Origin of the sequence: Paenibacillus paridis (assembly GCF_006345825.1) — a bacterium.
Classification (GTDB): domain Bacteria; phylum Bacillota; class Bacilli; order Paenibacillales; family Paenibacillaceae; genus Pristimantibacillus; species Pristimantibacillus paridis.
This window is the reverse complement of sequence record NZ_VCIX01000076.1, coordinates 70,812-91,015: the sequence shown is the minus strand read 5'-3', so window position 1 is coordinate 91,015 and position 20,204 is coordinate 70,812. Positions and strand designations below refer to the sequence as shown.

General features: G+C 47.1%; 15 protein-coding genes. 1 reads left to right on the top strand and 14 read right to left on the bottom strand.

What is annotated here, in order from left to right:
• The 14 genes from FJQ58_RS07380 to FJQ58_RS07310 form a co-directional block, all read right to left on the bottom strand.
• A complete protein-coding gene (locus FJQ58_RS07380; protein WP_338016129.1) occupies positions 1-1,314 on the bottom strand; it encodes an MFS transporter in 1,314 nt (437 codons plus the stop codon).
• The gene (locus FJQ58_RS07375; protein ID WP_139991813.1) at positions 1,271-1,933 is read right to left on the bottom strand and encodes a TetR/AcrR family transcriptional regulator; all 663 of its coding nucleotides are present in this window, start codon (positions 1,931-1,933) and stop codon (positions 1,271-1,273) included. The genes FJQ58_RS07380 and FJQ58_RS07375 overlap by 44 nt, the downstream gene beginning before the upstream one ends.
• Positions 1,934-2,095: 162 nt before the next feature.
• The gene (locus FJQ58_RS07370) at positions 2,096-2,923 is read right to left on the bottom strand and encodes a PIG-L deacetylase family protein (protein ID WP_139991811.1); all 828 of its coding nucleotides are present in this window, start codon (positions 2,921-2,923) and stop codon (positions 2,096-2,098) included.
• Positions 2,920-3,759, bottom strand: a complete 840-nt coding sequence (locus tag FJQ58_RS07365; protein ID WP_139991809.1) for a PIG-L deacetylase family protein — start codon at positions 3,757-3,759, stop codon at positions 2,920-2,922. The genes FJQ58_RS07370 and FJQ58_RS07365 overlap by 4 nt, the downstream gene beginning before the upstream one ends.
• Positions 3,752-6,025, bottom strand: a complete 2,274-nt coding sequence (locus FJQ58_RS07360) for an AraC family transcriptional regulator (RefSeq protein WP_139991808.1) — start codon at positions 6,023-6,025, stop codon at positions 3,752-3,754. The genes FJQ58_RS07365 and FJQ58_RS07360 overlap by 8 nt, the downstream gene beginning before the upstream one ends.
• Positions 6,026-6,060: 35 nt before the next feature.
• Complete coding sequence (locus FJQ58_RS07355; RefSeq protein WP_162341368.1) at positions 6,061-7,578, bottom strand: extracellular solute-binding protein; 1,518 nt, start codon at positions 7,576-7,578, stop codon at positions 6,061-6,063.
• Between the two features lie 36 nt (positions 7,579-7,614).
• Positions 7,615-8,508 (bottom strand): carbohydrate ABC transporter permease, encoded by an 894-nt coding sequence (locus FJQ58_RS07350; RefSeq protein ID WP_139991804.1) that lies wholly within the window; start codon positions 8,506-8,508, stop codon positions 7,615-7,617.
• 22 nt (positions 8,509-8,530) lie between these two features.
• Positions 8,531-9,439, bottom strand: coding sequence for an ABC transporter permease (locus FJQ58_RS07345; protein ID WP_139991802.1), 909 nt, complete (start codon positions 9,437-9,439; stop codon positions 8,531-8,533).
• A 762-nt stretch (positions 9,440-10,201) separates the two neighbouring features.
• Entirely contained in the window at positions 10,202-11,563 is a 1,362-nt protein-coding gene (locus FJQ58_RS07335) for a sensor histidine kinase (RefSeq protein ID WP_139991798.1), read from the bottom strand.
• Positions 11,560-12,234: a response regulator transcription factor gene (locus tag FJQ58_RS07330; RefSeq protein ID WP_139991796.1), complete on the bottom strand. Its 675-nt coding sequence runs from the start codon at positions 12,232-12,234 to the stop codon at positions 11,560-11,562. The genes FJQ58_RS07335 and FJQ58_RS07330 overlap by 4 nt, the downstream gene beginning before the upstream one ends.
• A 59-nt stretch (positions 12,235-12,293) precedes the next feature.
• Entirely contained in the window at positions 12,294-14,243 is a 1,950-nt protein-coding gene (locus FJQ58_RS07325; RefSeq protein WP_139991794.1) for a serine hydrolase, read from the bottom strand.
• 911 nt (positions 14,244-15,154) lie between these two features.
• A complete protein-coding gene (locus FJQ58_RS07320; protein WP_139991792.1) occupies positions 15,155-16,036 on the bottom strand; it encodes an aminoglycoside phosphotransferase family protein in 882 nt (293 codons plus the stop codon).
• Positions 16,037-16,293: 257 nt separating this feature from the next.
• Positions 16,294-17,337: an NAD(P)/FAD-dependent oxidoreductase gene (locus tag FJQ58_RS07315; protein ID WP_139991790.1), complete on the bottom strand. Its 1,044-nt coding sequence runs from the start codon at positions 17,335-17,337 to the stop codon at positions 16,294-16,296.
• Positions 17,334-18,341, bottom strand: coding sequence for an ABC transporter substrate-binding protein (locus FJQ58_RS07310; RefSeq protein ID WP_162341366.1), 1,008 nt, complete (start codon positions 18,339-18,341; stop codon positions 17,334-17,336). The genes FJQ58_RS07315 and FJQ58_RS07310 overlap by 4 nt, the downstream gene beginning before the upstream one ends.
• Before the next feature lie 214 nt (positions 18,342-18,555).
• On the opposite strand from FJQ58_RS07310, the gene FJQ58_RS07305 reads away from it, so the two are divergent.
• Positions 18,556-20,139, top strand: coding sequence for a helix-turn-helix domain-containing protein (locus tag FJQ58_RS07305; protein ID WP_139991786.1), 1,584 nt, complete (start codon positions 18,556-18,558; stop codon positions 20,137-20,139).
• The last annotated feature ends 65 nt before the right edge of the window (positions 20,140-20,204 follow it).

Genomic DNA, 20,204 nt, shown 5'->3' with positions numbered 1-20,204 from the left:
TTACTTCGTTTCCAGCGACCGAATCGACTTCAGCCTTGTCATAACAAGAGCTAATGCCATGACCAAAATGCCAGAAACTACAAATAATAAGGCAATGCCGCGCCCTTGGCCGCTGCCGATCCATTTTCCAACCGTGGAAGCTAGCCCCCCACCTTCAACCATCAGAGGATTAAATACATAGTCGGATAAAAGGCCTGCCGATGCATACGCAGCAATATAGCCGAATTGGGAAACCACTCCGATCATTCCCCAAGCCCTGCCTTGTGCTTCGTTTGGTATGTTTTTTCGAATCAATACATCTGCGCTTGTATTAACGAAAGGCAAGGTCGCAAAAAACAGAAAGCCTGCGGCTGCGATTACATAAATATTCGTTGATACTCCAATAAGCGAGAAGAAAATGCCAGTGACAAAAAGTCCAGCGGAAAGCACTCGTGCATACTGTTGATTAACGCTGAAGATACCAATAAACAAGCTGCCAAGCAGTAGCCCAGTCGCACTGACCGATTGGACGATTCCTAATGTCTTGGCGTTAGATAGCGGGAGCACCATGGGCGTAAATAAAGTTTGCAAAATGCCCATATAAAAGGTGACTACGGTCAGCAGCAGCGTGAGCGCGAAGACTCCTTTTCTAGAAACAAGAACTTGCCAGCCCTCTTTCAAGTCCTTTGCTAAACTGAACTGCTTCTTGCTGACAGAGTTAGATTTAGTAACCAAGCTTCGGCGAACGGCGGAAATCGTAATAATCGTGATAACTACCGTGCTTATATCGATAATCAGAAGTGCCTCGATATCCACCACAGCAAGCAGCATGCCCGCGAGGACAGGAGAAAGTAAATACTTAGAGGAGCCGGCAAGCTGCACCAGTCCGCTCGCTTTCGCAAATTGTTCTTCGGGCAGCAAATCGGTAATCGTCGCTTTATAAGCCGGATCGGTCAACGATGCGAATAGAGAGCTGATCGTCACTCCCACACAGAGCTGCCAAAGCTGTGCCTCGCCTGAGAGCATGACGATGACAATATAAATGAGCCCAAGCGCCGAACCCCCATCACCTAGCAGCATCATGAGCCGTCGATCGAATCGGTCCGCCAATACCCCGCCAACAGGACTTAACAGAATCATCGGCAAAAAGGTGCACAGCGTTACCAGTGAAACCGCCGTGGCGGAATGGGTCGTCTGGAAGACGTAAACCCCTAAGCCAAACGCGGTTAAGCCGCTGCCGATACTGGAGACCAGTTCCCCGAACCATAGAATGATAAACTTTCGAAACGCATTATTCGCCATTCGGCTTACCGTCCGCCGGGTCCGCTTGTTCAAACAGCCTAGCCACGTAAGCGAAGCTGCCTTTCTCTGCACCAAGCAGCGTTTCCATGGCATGAATGAAGCCTGCAATTTTTTGAGATAGCTCCTGTGGCTGCCAGTTGAATATGCCCTCGTCAAAAAGGGTCACAGCAGTTACAAGCAGTAGCTCTATTGCTTCCCTGGGGTACGGCGTGGCAAACAGCTTTTCTTGTATTCCTTGCTCCGTAACCTCCTGCAAAATAGGAGTCAGCTTCCGCACCGTTTCTGATAAGCTCTTTTGATGCATTTGGGCGTTGTTGACGTCATGCAGCGTTTCAATCAGTTGGCTTTTTGAGCTGTTGGATGCCGGCTTTTGCGCGAGCATGATGTATAGGAACTTTTCGTGGACGGTAAGGCTCGCGTTGGCGGCGATTTCTTTGGCTGCCAGCACTCCGCTATCCACAATCCTGACGACGATCGCATCCATCACTTCTTCTTTTGATTTGAAGTAATAATAGAAGGTTCCTTTGGCGATACCGATCTCTTTCAAAATATCGTTAATCGTTGTCTTGTCGTATCCCTTGCTATGGAATAAAGCTTCCGCCGTATCCAATATTTCATTTTTTCGTTCTTCCGGCTCTTTGAGCGTTCTCATCAGGGTTCCTCCGTTCTTTAGACCGACCGTCGGTCTATAAAAGGAATTATAGTATATGATCCTTATTTTGTAAATAGAGGGGCCGCATCACGCTTATTTTCTCTGTTTTTTTCATGTAAAATAAGGACCGCTGGGCTACTCACCCAGCGGTCCTTATACGTTTTAGCCGCGCAGCCTTGAAAGGAGCTTCAATCTCTGCTCTGTTAGTCCACCCGCATTATAATCCGCATATTCGAACGGTTCTGCGAATCTAACTTTCCCAGCCTCTTCAATTCCGTAATTCCGCTCAAGCGCCGGAAGCATTTCGTTCGATACCTGGAAGAACGTCGACCACCCTTCCAATATAAACTGCCGCTTCCCTTCCCAATCATGCGGCACCGGTTTCGTTATCCCCTGCTCAAACGGGGCAAACTCATAGAACTGAGTAGCATGGGAGTGACAGGCAAGCAGCTTCTTCTCCAGCACTTGACCGATATCGATGACGATATCCGCACTATACGATGTGCGCATGGAGTAATCCGGCATCAGCAGAAACAGCGGCGAATCATCCAAACAAGGCGTATCCGGAACGATATTCGGCACTTTGGCTACGAAGGCGGAAGCATCAGCGACGACCCGCCCCGCATATCGATTATCCGTATGCGTTCCCCCTTCCGGATGAAAGGCAATGACGATATCCGCCTTCCAGGAACGAATTCGCTGAATGACTGCTTCCCTTAGTTCCAACGTTGGAAGCAGCGCTCCGTCATGGTTGTCAAGGATCTCATATTCCGCAACGCCTAAGTGCTTAGCCGCTTCCATCGCTTCGGAAGCTCTTCGCTTGGCAAGCGCTTCGCCTGACATCTCATAATGCCCAGCATCCCCGTTGGTCAAGGAGAGATATTTCACCTGATGCCCTCTTTCGGCCAACAATGCCGTCGTGCCCCCAGCGTAAATTTCGGGCTCATCCGGATGAGCAGCGATGACTATGATTCGAAGGATGTCCTTCACACGATCACCTCTTCCGTCAAACTCTCAATAAACACGCGAACCCGCTCTACTGTCGAACCCGAGTTGTAGGAAGCGAGCTCGAACGGCTCAGCGTATTGAAAGCGGCCCGCCTCCAACTCCCCGTACAATTCCACGAGCGATGGTGTCATCTCTTTCGAAACGTGCAGAAAATCTGATAGGTCGCGCAGCAGCCACTCTCGTCTATCCTCCCAGGCTGCGGGTACCTCATCAAGCCTTCCTTTCGTCCATGGCTGATATTCGAAAAACTGCGACTCATGTGCGCCGCAGCCAAGCAGCTTGCTCTCCAGCGCTTCATCGATTCCGATGACAATATCTGCGCTGTATTTCTTCTTCATAGAATAGTCCGGCATAAGCAAATACAGCGGCGATTTGCGTAAGTCTCTTGTTTCCGGAACGACATTCGGAACAAACGCTACGAACGCCGCGGCATCGCTTACCGCCTTGCCTGCATACCGGTTGTCTGCATGGACGCCTCCTTCCGGATGGAATGTAATGACGACATCCGCCTCCCACTCCCTAATCCGTTTAATAATGGCGTTGCGCAGCTCAAGCGTCGGCAGCAGTGACCCATCCCGGTTGCCCAGAATCTCGTAATCAGCAATGCCTAAGGCAGCTTGCGCTTTCATAGCCTCCTCCGCTCTTCGAAGCACAAGCTCCTCTCCCGATAATCGAAAATGCCCTCCGTCTCCATTAGTAAGCGACAGAAACTTCACCCGATGGCCGCGCCTGGCAAGCAGAGCTGACGTGCCTCCGGCATACTTCTCTCCCTCGTCTGGATGCGCGAATATAACAATCACATTTAACGATTCACTCATTCATGATAGCTCCCTTCAGATTCGAGCGGTAATCGCTCGGCGTAACGCCTACTTCTTTTTTGAACACGGTGAAAAATGTGCTTCTTGATTGGAACCCTGACTGTGCAGCAATCTCAGCAATCGTCTTGTCCGTTTGGACGAGCAAATACTTGACGAGTTGAATGCGCTCATTCAGGATATAACCCGCAACCGTAATTCCTGTCCGCTCTTTGAATAGCGTGCGGGCATAATTGACGGATAGTGATACGTGATTAGCCATTTCATCGATCGTTAGCATAGGATTATGAATGTTAAGCCTCAAATATTGAAGCATTTCCTCCACTCGCTCGTCTCTTCTGTCACCCACGCGGCGCTCATACAAGCTGCCTATAATAACCTCGGTATCTTCCTTCAGCTTATCCATCGCTTCATCCAGCGTGTTAAATCGATCCAGCTCCGAGCGAATGCCGTTCATGCTAGAGGAATTCATTACTTTGCCGAATGCCTTGTACAAGTGATAGATCAGGAATGTTAGTTGCAGCTTGCATTCGTCATAAGACATTTGGCGCAGCCTGTTCGCAGCTTCGTCCAACAAGCGCTTCGCCTTATCGGTCTGTCCTAACCGAATGGAGTCAATGAGTTCTGGTGGAATTGTATTGTCGGGTAATTGTACCGAGCTTCTTGCTTCGTTTTCGTATTCTGATTCTTGATAAATACGGCTCTTTCCATCGATAAAGCTAAGCGTTGCAAGCTGAAAAACCTTGTCGTAGACAGCTTTCATGTCGCAGTCCGGCTTCTGGAGCTCACTTAATCCAACAGTCAGATTTAGCTTCAGCCACTTGTGCACACGGTCATTAATTTCTTCGAAGCAGTGCGGCAGCTCCTTCTTATCTCCTTCGGCACTGACTCCGATAATAAAGACGAGATGATTGCCTCCAAAATCAATGCTTTCTACCTTCCATGCCTTGTGGGCAACGGTCTCGCAGGCGATATTGACGATCGTGCCCTTAAGCGTTTTGCGGGAGGAGAAATCATATTTCTCGGATAACGCCATATAGGAATCGATTCTGCATACCGCGACAACGATGCTGGTGTAATCCAGAATCGTACTGGCTTCCTGAAGCCGCTTGCGGGCCGGGCCTTCCAGCTTGCCTTCATTGACCCATTCGCGCAAGTCGTCTTCCTTCTGCCTAAGCCGTCCATCCTGAACCGACTGGCTCAACTGCTCAATCCTCTCTGAGAGAATCCCGAAGCCTTGCTGAATCTGATGAACCTCGTTCTTCGGCAGCAGCCTTCTTCTCCAGCCGCTGTCCGTGGCCATTTCGACCATGCTGGATATTTGCCTTGCCAACTGGCTGACTGGACGATGATAGCTTCTCGCATTCCAAAACAAGATCACGATTAACGATAGCAATAACCCGAGAAACGAATACAAAATTTTGTGCTTAAAAGATTCCACTTTACGGAACCAGTCGTCCATTCTTGCCGAGTAATAGATCGTCCAATCCTCAACACCTGCCAAATCATAGGAAACGATCCACTGGCTGTCTTGGACGCTTGTTCGGAATGTTTCTTTGCGCTGTTTCTTGTCCTGCTCACTCAACTGATGGAGCAGGCCCTCGTCAGATTGGCCAATAATGGGCTCACCATTGCCATCTGCCACATGAATGAATACGCCGCTATCCTTGTTCAGCTGCAGCATAGACTTCTGAATGGCATCACTGTTCAACCGAATAACCAAAAAGCTCTTCGAACGGTCTTTCTCAAGTCCGAACGGCAGCAGGATGGCAAGACCTTTTTGGCCTTGGAACAGCAGCTTGGTCATATGAAAATAATTAGGAGAGTCCCCTTGCACGAGCTCTTCCATGCCATCAATCAGCATTTCATAAGCCGGAAGCATCCCCGTATCATAATCAAATACGCGTCCTAGGTTGGCGTTGTACACAACAACGGATTCGATGAAAGGCTCATTAACGAGTCTTTTCTTCAATAATTGCACCATGCCGTTAAGTGCGAACGAATCTTCTTCCCGCAATTGTACCCATGTCCTAATTTCCGGCTCTTCATATAGGCTAAGCGTTACCCGTTTCAGGCGGTCGAACGTAAAGACAAGATTTTCTTTCGTTTGTTCCAGCTTATAACGGTCATTTCGCTCAAGCTCCTGCGCAGCATACTTGGAATATTGGTTCGATAAATAGAAGGAGAAGGGAATAACGGTCATGCTGAACAAAATAACCAATATCAGAAAGACGTGCAGGTAAGCCTCAGCTTGGATGTATTTACGCATGTAATCCTCCCCTCTCCCTCTGTTTCTCTATGACGCTACTTGTTCAGGAATTCGTCGATTTGTTTTTGCCCTTCTTCCTGAATTTTTTTGATTGCGGGACCGGCCTTCTCGGAAAACTCCTTCCAATACGTATCCAGATCAACCGCACCGTTGTAAATCGGCAGCAAGTATTGATTTTCCAATGCGTAAAATTGGGAAAGCTCATTCTGAACAGCGCTTGTATCAAAGTTAAAGCCTGTCAGTACATCGACCGTAAAGTTGTCCGCGTTCATGATAAACCGATTTAGCTCGATAGCGGAGGGCTCTTGACTGGCATCAAGGCGGTCGAATTTCGGATTCCAAATCCAGTCGTACGGGAACCATGGGTATTTGTCCGGCGTCAACATCCTATACTGCCGATCCCCTGCGTCTTCCCAGTTCACGCCCTTGATTCCATACGCTAGCAGATCATATTTTTCTTGAGAGGCGTTTGCCCAATCGAGAAATTGGATCGCTTCTTTTTTGTGTTTGCTCGATTTCGGAACGGTCATGAAATTCCACTGCTTGAATGTCGACGAATTTTTACCCGGCGTCGGATCGAAAAGTGTATACGATTCTAGATCCGAACCCGGCAAGTTAGAGAGCAGCTTCTTGGCCAGGTCGGCTTTTAAGCCAAAATCCGTCGCTAAGTAAACTGCTGTAGGATGAGTCGTCACCCAGTTATCGGGGTCTTTGATCGCCATCACGTCTGGATTAATGATTTTGTCCTGATAAAGCTTGCGTGCGTTCTCAATCGCGCTCCAAATCACCGGGCTAGGGTCATCCAACATATTACGGATAATCGGCGAATTCGGAGCCCTATAGAGGATAAAATCAGTCAACATCGGCGTCATCATAACATCGGTTCCTTGCGCTAATCGGAAATGCACCTCCGACATTGGAATTTGTGTTTGCGGCGTCATTGGTGTGATGTCAGGGAACTGCTGCTGAACCTTTCTAGCAAACGAGATAATATCATCATAGGATTGCATAGGCGGCAAATCGAGCTTTTCTCTTAAGTCCTTGCGGATATAATAGGTCGTTGGTTTGTAAAAAGAATTTCCGAGCGGAATGGCGAGCACTTGGCCGTTAATTTTGTTTGCGTCCCACATTTGCTGCGGGCGCGCCGCCACTATATTTTTGCCGTATTCGTTAAGCAATTCCTCTAGCGGCTCATAATAACCTGCCGATGCCATGCTGTCTAAATGCATCCAAGGGGCTTCGAACATCAAGTCGACCGGCTCACCGCTCGTAAGCATGATCTGCGTTTTCTGATGAATGTCCGACCAAGAGGAAAAGATGACGTCGAGCTTTACATTGAGCGTACCCTTCATTCTATTCTCGATTTCCGCGATAACCTTATCCATATCGGCAGGACGATCTCCTGGCATAACAATCTTCAGCGTCACGGGATCTGTAGAAGCCTTCTGTCCATTATTTCCGTTTCCGGGCTCTTCCCCAGCATTACGAGAACAAGCGGTAATGAGCAAAGCGATTATGAGAAGCGCAGCGCTTAGTTTGGACCATTTTGTCATATCGTTAACCTCCACTGGGTTTAATCCCATCATCTATTAACCTTTCACCGAACCAATAGTTAATCCCTTTACGAAGTACCTCTGAATATAGGGGTACAGAAATACGATCGGACCGATCGTCAAGCAAACCGTCGCGAGCCGTACGCCTTGATTCGGCAATCCCCCTCCATAAGAACCGGGACTGCCTTGAATGTATGACAAGATATTGAGATTGGAAATGAGCTGCCTAATCATAAGCTGAAGCGGCTGCAATTTGTAATTGTCGACAAACAGCAAGGCTAGCCACCAGTCGTTCCAATAAAAAATCGCATAAAACAAACTGATCGTCGCGATTGCCGGCACCGAAATCGGCCACATAATGCGGAAGAAAATCCGATAATCACCTGCTCCATCCATGACAGCCGATTCGTAAATTTCGAAGGGAAGCGTACGGAAGAATGAAACTAAGATGAACGTGTAAAATGGATTAATAAGCGATGGCAGGATCATCGACCATATGCTGTCCTTGAGCCCCAACCACATCGAGATCACAATATAGAAGCCGACAAGCCCCGTACCGAACAAAATCGTAAAATAAGTAAAAAACGCGAGCTGGTTTTTGTACCTGATTTTCGGATGGGCCAGCACGTATGCGAACATCGCGGTAATGAGTACAGCGAGCACAGTACCTACGATCGTCACGAATAACGTCACACCGTAGCTATAATAAATTTGATTGCCTGTTAGCAAGTACCGGTACGCATCGAGTGACCATTTGCTTGGCAGGAGACTAAAGCCATGTAGACCTAGTTCACTTTCGGATGCGAACGAATTCACAATAACGAGCCAAAATGGAATAAAAGAAAATAACGCGAATGACGTAACGATCACATACACAGTGGTAATGACTAATTTATCGGAAGCGCCTATTTGTTTGATCGCGTTTAACATGGCGATTAACCCTCCTTCCTTTCTAGAAGATGCTCGATTCCTTGTCGATCTTCCTAACGATTAGGTTGAATACACAAATCGTAACCAACCCCAGCACCGATTGATAAAGTCCAATGGACGAAGACATGCCGAAATTACCCAGCTGGCGCAAAGCACGGTATGCATACGTATCGATGACGTCCGTCGTCTCGTATAGGACGCCATTGTCTCCGACGAGTCCAAAAATCATGCCGAAATCACCGTAAAAGATACGTCCAATCGCCAGCAATGTAAGCACGATAATTGTCGGGCGAAGAAGCGGCATTGTAATGTGCCTAATCCGCTGCAGCCTTGTTGCTCCGTCTATTTGGGCGCTCTCATAATACTCCGGCGAAATGCTTGTAATGGCCGCCAAATAGATAACAGCCTGGTAGCCTGCCGTCTTCCATACGCTAATGATCGTTAATATGGCCGGCCAATAGTGAGGCATGCTGTACCAGGATACAGCATCTAAGCCTAACTCCTTCAACGAACGGTTGATTAAGCCATCCGAGGTGTTAAGCAGAGAGAACAGCATCATGCTTACGACCATCCAAGATACGAAGAACGGAAGAAACGCCATTGACTGCGCGACTCTTTTGAATACAGCCTGCCTAATCTCATTTAGAAAAATAGCTAATATTACCGAGATGACAAGACCGAACGCAATAAACAATGCATTAAGAAACAATGTGTTGAACGTAACGCGCAGCCAGTCGCTTCCGCCGAAAAAAAACTTGAAATTATCAAGTCCCGTCCAAGGGCTCCCCCAAATTCCGTCAAAGTAGTTGTAATTTTTGAACGCGATCACATGACCGAACATCGGTAAATAGAAGAAAATAATAAGCACCAACAAGCCCGGGACCGCCAACGAATACAAAACCCGATTGCGCATAATTTCTCGAAAAACCATTTTGGTTTCACCCCCTTCACAACGTTATGATAACGTCATGTTGGGGTCACAATATAGTCTCCGATTCAATGATTCAGTTCAGATTTCATGGATTTCGGGGTATTTCACACGTTTTATGTCACTATTAATAACATAAAACTAACACCAAAACTCATTTACTGCAATTTAAACATCAGGAAGGTAGCTTTTTCGTGACCATTGAAGAAAACTCATGATTAAGAAAAGGGGAAATTTAACAAGGTGTTAGAGGTGAAACTCTACGCAATCGAGGAATATTTATTAGTATCTCTAAAAAAAGACGCAAAGAGCTCTGCTCCCTGCGCCTTAAATCCGATTTCCACTACATAGAAATGGTTATACACTAATCACTTGAAGATGAGGATGAACCATCATCTGAGCTGGATGAGTCATAAGATCTACTGTCGTTGCTGGAGGATGAACGGTCATCATCAGAGGAGGAATCCCTAGTATTTTGCCGCCAGGAATTTTCATTGTAGCTGATTTGATCCAATTCATCTTGGTAGTCTTGATCATCGTTGATAATAGAAGTAGATCCACTATCTGGATTTGCCGCGAATCGCCCTGGAACAATATGTCCTCTGCCATTACATTTGCTGCAGGTTTTGCTTCTGAAGAAGCCGCTGACTTTACCCGTACCGCTACATTTCTTGCATGTTTTCACGAAGACACACCCTCTACGATTCTCTTGTCTCTCTTACCATTAATTTCTATATGGTAGCACAGAGGGCAGTTTTCGAATAGCTACTTTTTCACCTGATTAGGCAATCGAACAATTACTGTGGTTCCTTGGCCCAACTGGCTTTCCATCGCAATGCTTCCTTGATGGAGGGTCACGATTTTTTTGGCAATCGCAAGCCCTAGACCATTCCCGCTCATATTGCGGTTTCGCGATGAATCGGTTTTATAAAATCGTTCAAACACATACTCCAGCTGCTCTGATGCTATGCCAATGCCCGAATCGGCGATAGAAAGAAATAGGTCATCCTCGGTTTGAGTCATGCGTATGGTGATATGCCCATTATCCGGGGTAAATTTAATGCTGTTGCCAAGCAGATTCATCCATACCTGATTCAACTGGTCCTGATCTGCTGTTATTTTGACCGCATCCGCCATTTCTAGGTCGATCCGGATCTTTTTGGCCGACCATTGCGGTTCGCAGGTCACTACAATCTGCCTGATTTGCTCATCGAGGCTATATGTGATGGGCTCAAAGGGATGATGCTCCGAGTCGAGCGAAGCCAGCTTGAGCAAATTATCGCTAAGTCTGGATAGTCGGCCGCTCTCTGCAATAATGATATCCAAATAATAATGGCGATCATTTTCCGCAACTAGGCTGTTATTTTTCATCGCCATAGCAAATCCGGAAATGGACGTTAGCGGGGTCTGAATCTCATGGGAAACATTAGAGACGAAATCCTGCCTCATCTGCTCCAGCTGTTTAAGCTCGCTGGCCATTTCATTGAAGCTTTGCGTCAGAACCCCCATCTCATCGGCACGTTTTGTTTTAATTTCCACATCGAAATCGCCTTTCGCAATCCGCTTGTTCGCTTCCGTCAAATTTTGAATCGGCTTCACTAAATAGCGGGCGGCGATGAGTATGCATAGGCTTCCGATCAGCAGCCCGAGTATTAATACGAGCAGCATCATCCGATTAATAATATTTTCATTCTCCGCGGAAAACTGCATAAACATCGCATGCGGCTCCCCTTCGAACCGGAAAGGCATGCCGACAAACGTCTGCCCGGCTTCATTAGGACTCCGATAAATTTGCCCCCGCAGCACTTGCTGCACCGCTTCCGGCGCTATAGCGAGGTCATTCCTATTGTCGATTCCGTAAAAAGTCACGTTCCCGGAGGCGTCAAACAGATGAATCGGATAGGCCGATAGCTTTACCATACGCTTGATGAATGCATCCCCATCGCCAGGGCCAGCTTGCTCATAGAGGCTGCTGATTTCCTCACCTACTGCGATCATGTCATTTTGCCCGATATGGTTAATGTCTTTCTTGAAGAAAGAATAGCCAATGAAAAAAGATGATAACAAACTGAAAATAATGACAGCCAAAAAGGTGAAAATGATGCGGGCATACAAGGTTTTGATCATGTGATCACTAACCGATAACCCAGACTGCGGGCCGTCTCAATCTGAAAATGCTGTCCATCATCGGCGAACCTCTCCCGCAGCCGCTTAATGTGAACGTCAACCGTTCGGTCATCGCCTTCGTAATTTTTGCCCCAAATATGCGTAATTAGCTGCTCCCGAGTAAAAATTTGCCCAGGATGGTTCGCCAGCTTGAACAGCAGCTCAAACTCTTTTAATGGGAGATTAAGCGTCTCGTCTCCGCGAATCACCTGATAGTTGCGACGATTCAGCGTAATGCCGCCTAACTGAACAGACTGGGAAGAAACGATCATATAGCGCTTCAGCAGCGCCTTTACTCTCATGACCAGCTCGATGGGATCGAATGGCTTCGTTACATAATCATCCGTGCCTAGCTGGAACCCCTTCACCTTCTGGGCTGATTCCGCCTTGGCCGTCACCATCAGGAGGGGGATATTCGAATCAATGCTTCTGATCTCCCTGCATAGGTCCCAGCCATTCAAATGGGGCATCATAATGTCAAGAATCACCATATCGATTTGAGCATTTTCCACAATGTCCAGCGCTTCCGCCCCGTCCTTGGCCTCCATGATTTCAAAGCCTTCATTCCTTAAAAATAAAGATATCAGCTCGCGGATATGCGCATCATCGTCCGCAATTAAGATTTTAGCCATGAGCCTCCCCCTCCTCTCTACTCGCAATCATATTCCTCCCATAGGGGAGGACTCTTGCTTCAACCAAATTGCCATCCGAGCAAATTCCAGTGATAGAAAAACAAGCTTAGCATAACGGCTGCCAGCGCTACGAGCGAGTAATGCACCCGCTTCAGCACGGTCCAATATTTATATTTCCATGCGATTATACTTACAACGATACTTGCTACGGTTAAAATAACAAAAATAATAGGCAAGAATAAATATACCACTAACGAAGGCGTAATTTGGCTAAGCCGCTGCAGCAAATCCATGCCCATAACGACGAGCAGCGCTCCGGCAATGGCTACTAACGCCCAAGCAGCAGTTAAAGCAGACAAGCGGACAGCCCACTTTTGTGCCAGTGGCATATCCTTGATTTCTTGTCTTCGGTAAACAAATCCAAGCAAAGCAGTAAGGAACAAGAAGGCCGAGATGCCAAGCACTGGAAACCAGAACTTTGTTTGATTGAAAAGCGTTGAGCGCTCAAGCGGCATGGATGACAGAATATCCAGGAACATATGCGTCACTTTTCCCGAATCATCCGTACGAAAAGCTAACTTCCCTGTCCCCCCAACCTCTTGAAACAAATTTGGCTCAATCGGAACAAAAACCTCCTGCTCCGCCCCGCTGCCGATCACAAGCTTGTTATCTTCAACCCCGATGCTGAGTTGGGCCATAAAGCTGAAAAATTTATCAATATCGCTATGATTGCGGCGCGTGAACTGATAGCTGCCGGCATATTTCTGAACCGACTTCTCAAGCTCAGGGGAGACCGCCGGGGGCAATTCCACTTCACCTGCCGGCAAATACCGGTCAAAGAAAGAATTCAGCAGTCCAGCAGCCGCTGTCCCGCCGTCACCGCCGCTGAAAGATACAAAAACGCCGATTTGTTTATCAGGCACAAGATATAATTCCGTGCTGAATAGCGTATCTGCGCCTCCGTGGGAAAGCACTCGCAGCCCGTTCTTTCTAAGGTCTTCAAAGCCAAGGGCCATCGCTGGCAAACGCTCGTCGAATCGGAATGCGGATGAATGCATCAAGTTGGCCGTTTCGGGCTTGAGCAGCTGCGCTTCTCCATATCGCCCCTCCTGAAGATGGGCAATCATGAAATGCGCCATGTCTACCGCAGAGACGGAACCGGAGCCCGCAGGGCGGAATCCGCCTTCAAATGTCGGGGGCTTGGCTGCGAATTTGCCTCCCTCCTTGGCATAGCCTAGTACTTCATAAGGCTCCAAGGCTGCCGGAATTGGCTCATGCACCGTCGCGTATTTCATACCGAGCGGTTCGAAAATATTTTGCTGAATATAGTCATCATACGAAATACCGCTGACTTCCTCAACGATAAGTCCTGCCAGTGTGGCTCCATAGTTGGAATAAGACATCATCTTGCCCGGAGGCATGACGCGAGCCAGCATATGCTTGTTCAACGTTTCCGAGATTGATCCAGGTAGCTTCTTAGGGTCCGTCGTAATTTGATACCCGACTCCGCCTTCCTCAAACCCAGCGGTATGGGTCATTAGATGCCGCATCGTAATCGGCTCTTTATAGGTTTTCGGTATTTTTACCGATTTCAAGTAGGTGTTAATGTCAGTGTCGAGATCTATTTTGCCCTGCTCGACTAGCTGCATAACAGCTGTCCATGTAAACAGCTTCGTGGTCGAGGCGATCCGAAACAGGCTCGTATCAGGATCGATAGGTGTTCCTGTTTCGTAATTAGATTGACCATAGCCTTTAGCAAGCAGCAGCTCTCCATCCTTGACGATCGAGACGACCGCGCCTGGAATATTATAGCTGTCCATCTGCACCTTCATAATCCCATCAATGAACGCCGTTAGCCGTGTTGTGTCGTTCAAATCGGGAGTCTCAGATGATGATAAAGCCGATGCCGACACGGGAGCCAAAATGCTGAGCATGCTGGAACCCATTAATACAACCAATAGCGCTGCTACAATCATTTTGTATGATATTTTGTGTATATACAATGACATAATTACCCTCCAACGTTCCAAATAGTTTAGATCTATCTCACTCGCGAGTTAATGGAGATCATATCATAAACGTGTGAACGGAGAGTGAACCATGGCTGGTTTATCGAAAAGAGGGGTTAGACGGAGGGGGCGAGATGGCTGATATTTCGAATAGGGGTAGACGGAGAGAATGAGATGGCTGATTTCTCGAATAGAGAGGGGTAGACGGAGGGGCGAGGTGACTGATTTCTCGAATAGGGTTGAGATGGAGGGAACGAGGTGGCTTATTTTCAAATAGAGTGGGTAGACGGAGTGGACGAAGTAGCTTGATATGCTGCAATAGATTAAACGGGCTTAAGCCAGTGACAAGAGCTATGGCTTTTCATCCGTTTTCTGGGGGCGACTGTGGCATGGTTAGGATTTAGATGGAATTTCTCCTGCTAAAATAACGATATTCATCAGGCAAAACAAATAGCTGGAATTTATCCCGTTAATCTTAGCGTTTCAACTCGTTTTCAGCAATTTGCCTAGAATTAGAAGGAGAAATTCCTGCTAAACGTGCAAAACATGCAAAAACATCAAAATTAAAGGGACAAATTCCTGCTAAACGTTGAATTAACCATTTGTGTGTTTTAATTGCTGCGCGAGTAGTTCCTCTTAGGGTTGCGGTAAGAGCTAAATAGTTTGAGCGACTTATATATTTAATGGTAATAATTTAGCTACAAAGGCGAACACATCGTTCTCCAGAACGATCTGATCGCTTCGTATATATTTAAAATGGAGAGAAGGTATAACTCAACACGATGCGAGGTTCGACGAAGAAGATACTCAGAGAAATACAGTAGACGATGTACATGCAGCAGCTGCTTACACTTTCACCGTCCATATTTACCTTATTTAACGTGCGAGATCGTTAGCCACTCACTCCGATACTACCTTTTTGCTAAAAAATCGTTTATCCCCAGCTCGCTTAAATATCGGTTGTTCATGACCAAGCGCTTTACCTTCCCCATCGTGTTTGACCCTTTAGGCGTTCCTCCGCTTCTATTCAGCAGCAGCCATCGGATACATGCCAATGCTTCGAAAGCCTCCAACTCTTCCCGATCCATTTCATTCTCGAGCAAATAAGCATTCCGGAAAGCCTCAGCGTTCCGCTCTGACACGTATATTTTGATAAGAGCAAGCGACCATGCAAAATCATACCTTGGATCGCCTAATTGTCCGTTCGTCCAATCAATTACTGTATATCGACCATTTTCCTCTAGAAAATTAGCCATATGAAAATCGCCATGAATGATATGTTCTTGTGTGATTGGTGTCTTTTCAACAAGTGCCTCTAACGCTTGAGCTAGATCCGAATGCTCTCTTACCCCTGGGAAAAAATAACCGATAAAATCATACTTAGGAAGTTGTATCTGCTCAAGCTCTTCCACACGAATCCGATGTATGCTTGATAATATTTTTGCAATATCGGCCATTTTCTTACCATTTAATTTAAGCACAGGACCACCATCAAAGGTGGTTAACAGCACCTGGTCTCCGTTTGGATCAATTCCCCAAGCCACTGGCCTTGAGACGGACAAGCCTCTTTCAAATAAGGCATTCAATAAATGATATTGAAACTGGATATCCGGCTTCGAGCTTTTACTCCACGTTTTCAGCACAAAGCTCTCTTCGTCTGAGCTAATCCTCATCACTTCAGCCTCAAAACCATGATTCATAGCATGTGTGGTTAAGGCAGCTTCTTGCTTTATTAATTCATTTAGCTTTTCATTTTTTTCTATCCATTCCACTGTACCTATAGGGTTTCCCACGCTCGCTCTTCCCTTCGAATGGTTGTTTTAGTATAAAGGACTCTACTTACCATTCGACATCATGAGACGTCCACCTTCCCAATTTTATAAAATAATGGAATCAACCACGTGGAGTGCGACAGCTAAAATGGCTATCATTCCTTGCAAAACAAGACCGGTACAGCCTTTCTTCTTTCTCATCTTACACGCAGCAAGAAACACAATCAGGACCACCCTGTTCGGGTAGTCCTGTCTGCATGCGAATGGTGTAACTATTTTTATGCCTCTTCCTCCACAACGCCTAGCGCGCGGTTCTTCTCTTTGAAACGGTCGTTATGGGAAGAAACGTAGGCCATGTAAGGAGCTTCCGGTTCCATATACCTCTTCGCGCTATTTAACGCCAAAATACCGCTGGTGAAGGTGCCCGCAATGAGCTCCACCTTGTTTGGATAGGTAACGAAATCACCCGCCGCGTAGATGCCCGGAATGTTGGTAACCATCTGATCGTCTACCTGCATGTTCCATTCATTCATATTAAGTCCCCAATGACGGATCGAACCGTAATCGCATCTCATCCCATGACTGACGACCACCGCGTCGACCTCAAGCTTCTGCTGCTCGCCTGTAGCCGAATGGGCTACGGTGACGGTGTCTATCATCGTACCATCCTGGCTATGAAGCGCTTCTACCGTATAGGGGGTAAGGATGGCCACGGAAGACTGCTTCATTTGGCTAACCGTCCGTTCATGCCCGCCAAATTCGCCGCGCCGATGAACAATCGTCACGCTAGCCGCAATCGGCTCCAGCTCAACGGCCCAATCCACCGCGGCATCACCGCCGCCAGAGATTAATACCCGCTTGCCGCGAAAACCGTCCAACTGCTGCACCGTATAATGCAGATTGGTCACTTCGAAACGATCTGCTCCCTCGATCTCCAGCTTTGCCGGCTTGCGAGCGCCATAACCGATAGCTAGAATAACCGTCCGGGTGAGATGCTGGTCACCGTCTTCTGTTGTCAGCAGGAAATTCCCATCCTCCTGCCGCTCACAATGCTGGATACGCTGGCCGAGTACAATCGTCGGCTCAAAGGTATGGGCTTGCTGAACCAATTGATCAATCAGCTTCTCCCCTCGTACAGGGGTGATTCCCCCAACATCCCAAATCATTTTCTCCGGATAGGTTAGTATGCGTCCGCCCAATTCGTCCTGTGCTTCTATAAGCTTTGTTTTTAATTCTCTCATGCCACTGTAAAAAGCCGTATACAATCCCGTTGGGCCGCCGCCAATAATTGTGACATCGAATAATTCTAGGAATTGGCTCATGACTGCTCTCCCAATATAACCGGAAGCTGCTTAATTAAAGCTTCTCTCGCCAGCGGATCTGTCGTAATGCCTAGCCCCCCATTTATAAAATAAACTTTCCCCGCTTTCACGGCCGGCAAATCTCTCCAGATTGGCTCAGTGATCATTTGCTTAACCGCATCAAGCTCAGGCCCATCAAAATAAACAATAAAGATCCGGTCTCCTGCTATGTTTGGAAGCAATTCAGCCGATATGTCTGAGTATCCGTAATTTTCAGGATCATCAATCAGTTCTTGGATGCCTGCCGTTGGCTTAAACCCTTTCTCATGATAGACAAAGGTTGGCAAATAGCTGGTCGTATACACGCTAAGTCTTTTTTGGCCTAGCATATATTGAAAGACGGAAGCCGTTTCGCCACTCTGAATGGTACCTTTCTGAAGCAAAGAATCCCACATCTCATCGATATCTGACTCATGCTTCGCTAGAAATTCATCCGCCTGTTTCTCAAAGCCGAGCCAGTCGCCAATTCTCTTTACGCGGACAGGCATCGGGTCCCACTCATTCGTCTGAATAACCGGTGCAACTTTTCTCATCACATCAAGCTGCTGGGCGTCCGTCATGGATGTAATAATCAAATCAGGCTCTAGCTCAATCAGCTTCTCCGTGCTCGGCGGCCAGCCCACATCGGCCACATCTTTCACATCATCCCGGTACACGGCATATTCAAGGCCATCTTGAATTAGACCAATAGGTTGAACGCCAAATAACAAAATATCCCCTACCGTGTTATCTGTATAAACAATCCGCTTGGGCGAGCTTGGAATCTCCACCTGTTTATCGTAAGCATCTGTCACAAACTTGGTTGCAGACCCATTTTCTTGTTCGTTTCCTTGGTTCTCAGCAGCCGTTGCTGTATTTGTTGGTTTCGCCTCACTGCCACCTTCGTTATTGCCACACGCACTTAATGCCATTGCAATACAAAGCACAGCAAGACCTTTCCGTATATTTTTGCTTTGAATTCCCATCATTGTCTCCGCCCATCTCTCTGTTTTATTGATAATCATTATCAACTATAGTCAGTATAGCTTTTGCTATTGACACCGACAAGGATAGAATGGGACGTTATTTTATACTAATGAGCTGCTTAATAACCAAAAGGAACCGATTGAAATTAATGAAGCTTTACGGTATGATTTCTTTAATTGATAATAATTCTCAACTACGCTTGGAGGTTTTCACTTGAATCGGAATGGATTGGAGGTAACTCAGCCGGTACATACCCTTTATTTCGAATTGCACCATTTGCAACACATTGTCGCTCCCTTAACAAGTGAAATGCTAGGCCAGCCGCTGTCCTCCTATATCCTGCTTGTCATGGAAGAAGGGGAAGGCGAGCTGCTGTGGAACGATAAGGAATACGCGCTTAAGGCCGGTAGTTGCTGGTTGTTTGATCCTGGGTCGATGATCGACGTGAACCTACTTCACGGTCAGTGCACCTCGTTTTGGCTGCTCAGCTTTTCCATCCTAGGCCACACAGCCAGGCCCACCACGACCTATTTGCAAACCGGTGAATGCCGTATTTCCTCTATCAAAGCTCTGCTGAGCATAATTATGGAAATCAGCATTCACCAGAATGATAAGTCTGCAGCCCGGCAAATGGATAATCACGCGAGATTCCAAAAGCTGATGCGAATGATAATAGAGAGCACGGAAGTTCAGCCCGCTGCCGAAACAACACGTCAAGCTGTGCTAGCCATTATTGAACAGCTTAAAGAGCATTTTACCGAAGACATCTCCGTAGAAGAGCTTGCTTCGCAAGCCCAAATTAGCAAACGAAGATTTACCCACTGGTTTAAGCAAATTACAGGCAAGCATGTGTTGGAGTATATCACGGCCTTACGGATGGAATCTGCAAAACAACTCTTATTAAAAGGCGAGCGCCTGCAAGAGATCTCCGTCAAGGTCGGCTATCGGGATGAATTTTATTTCAACCGCCGGTTTAAACAGACGGAGGGGCTAACGCCCGGACAATTTGTCCGCAACTATGAGAACAAACCCGCCCATATTTGTGCACTAACCTGCCTTGGGCATTTACTTGCTCTTGGCATTCGGCCCATCGCAGCCGCCAAAAATTTAACCAATAGGCCTTATTTGCGGAATCTTAGTCTGGATATTCACCGTGTGAACAATATTCCTTATCAACTGGAAGAGATCGCCGAGCTGCATCCGGAATATATCCTGGTATCGAACGAACAGGAATGCGAAGAGCTGTCCACCGTTGCCTCTACGATGATCTTCTCACAAAACGATCATAAACCAATGACGTTGCTGGCGATGCTCGGCGAAGCTTTTAACAAACAGAGGATAGCACAGCAGCTTATTTTGCAATATGAACACAAGGCTGAACGTCACAGAACGGAATTACGGGGATTCATATCCAAGGAAGAAACGGTTTCTGTTATCGAAATACGCACTGATTCCATATATGTGTTTGGCAACTTCTGGTGCCGTGGAGCTTATAATTTATACGATGGGCTAGGCATGACGGCCCCTCCCATTATTGAGCAAGAGATGCTTAACCGCGAGGCTTATCGCCTAATTACAGAGGAGCAGCTTTCACTATACGCAGGCGACCGATTATTTGTAAGCATCCTTGATCCGGTTCGATTCCGCGCGCTGGAGAAAACTTTCATCTGGAAGCAGCTGAAGGCTGTTCAACATCATCGAATCTATTTCATAGACCCGGAGCATTTCGCTGTCAGCGACCCCATCTCCATGCACAGCCAAATGGACGTGCAGATGAAGCTGCTGCTTGCCCGCTAGCCTGAGAGGAGTCTGGTTAAAGAGTCCCTCTACTCTATTGAATGAGACCAAGATTATAATAAAAA

What these genes read in the sequence shown, in the direction of transcription:
- FJQ58_RS07330 (WP_139991796.1), bottom strand. Translation starts at nt 12,234, where the DNA reads ATGGCTAAAATCTTAATTGCGGACGATGATGCGCATATCCGCGAGCTG.
- FJQ58_RS07310 (WP_162341366.1), bottom strand. Translation starts at nt 18,341, where the DNA reads ATGGGAATTCAAAGCAAAAATATACGGAAAGGTCTTGCTGTGCTTTGT.
- FJQ58_RS07365 (WP_139991809.1), bottom strand. Translation starts at nt 3,759, where the DNA reads ATGAGTGAATCGTTAAATGTGATTGTTATATTCGCGCATCCAGACGAG.
- FJQ58_RS07375 (WP_139991813.1), bottom strand. Translation starts at nt 1,933, where the DNA reads ATGAGAACGCTCAAAGAGCCGGAAGAACGAAAAAATGAAATATTGGAT.
- FJQ58_RS07360 (WP_139991808.1), bottom strand. Translation starts at nt 6,025, where the DNA reads ATGCGTAAATACATCCAAGCTGAGGCTTACCTGCACGTCTTTCTGATA.
- FJQ58_RS07325 (WP_139991794.1), bottom strand. Translation starts at nt 14,243, where the DNA reads ATGTCATTGTATATACACAAAATATCATACAAAATGATTGTAGCAGCG.
- FJQ58_RS07345 (WP_139991802.1), bottom strand. Translation starts at nt 9,439, where the DNA reads ATGGTTTTTCGAGAAATTATGCGCAATCGGGTTTTGTATTCGTTGGCG.
- FJQ58_RS07355 (WP_162341368.1), bottom strand. Translation starts at nt 7,578, where the DNA reads ATGACAAAATGGTCCAAACTAAGCGCTGCGCTTCTCATAATCGCTTTG.
- FJQ58_RS07350 (WP_139991804.1), bottom strand. Translation starts at nt 8,508, where the DNA reads ATGTTAAACGCGATCAAACAAATAGGCGCTTCCGATAAATTAGTCATT.
- FJQ58_RS07335 (WP_139991798.1), bottom strand. Translation starts at nt 11,563, where the DNA reads ATGATCAAAACCTTGTATGCCCGCATCATTTTCACCTTTTTGGCTGTC.
- FJQ58_RS07315 (WP_139991790.1), bottom strand. Translation starts at nt 17,337, where the DNA reads ATGAGCCAATTCCTAGAATTATTCGATGTCACAATTATTGGCGGCGGC.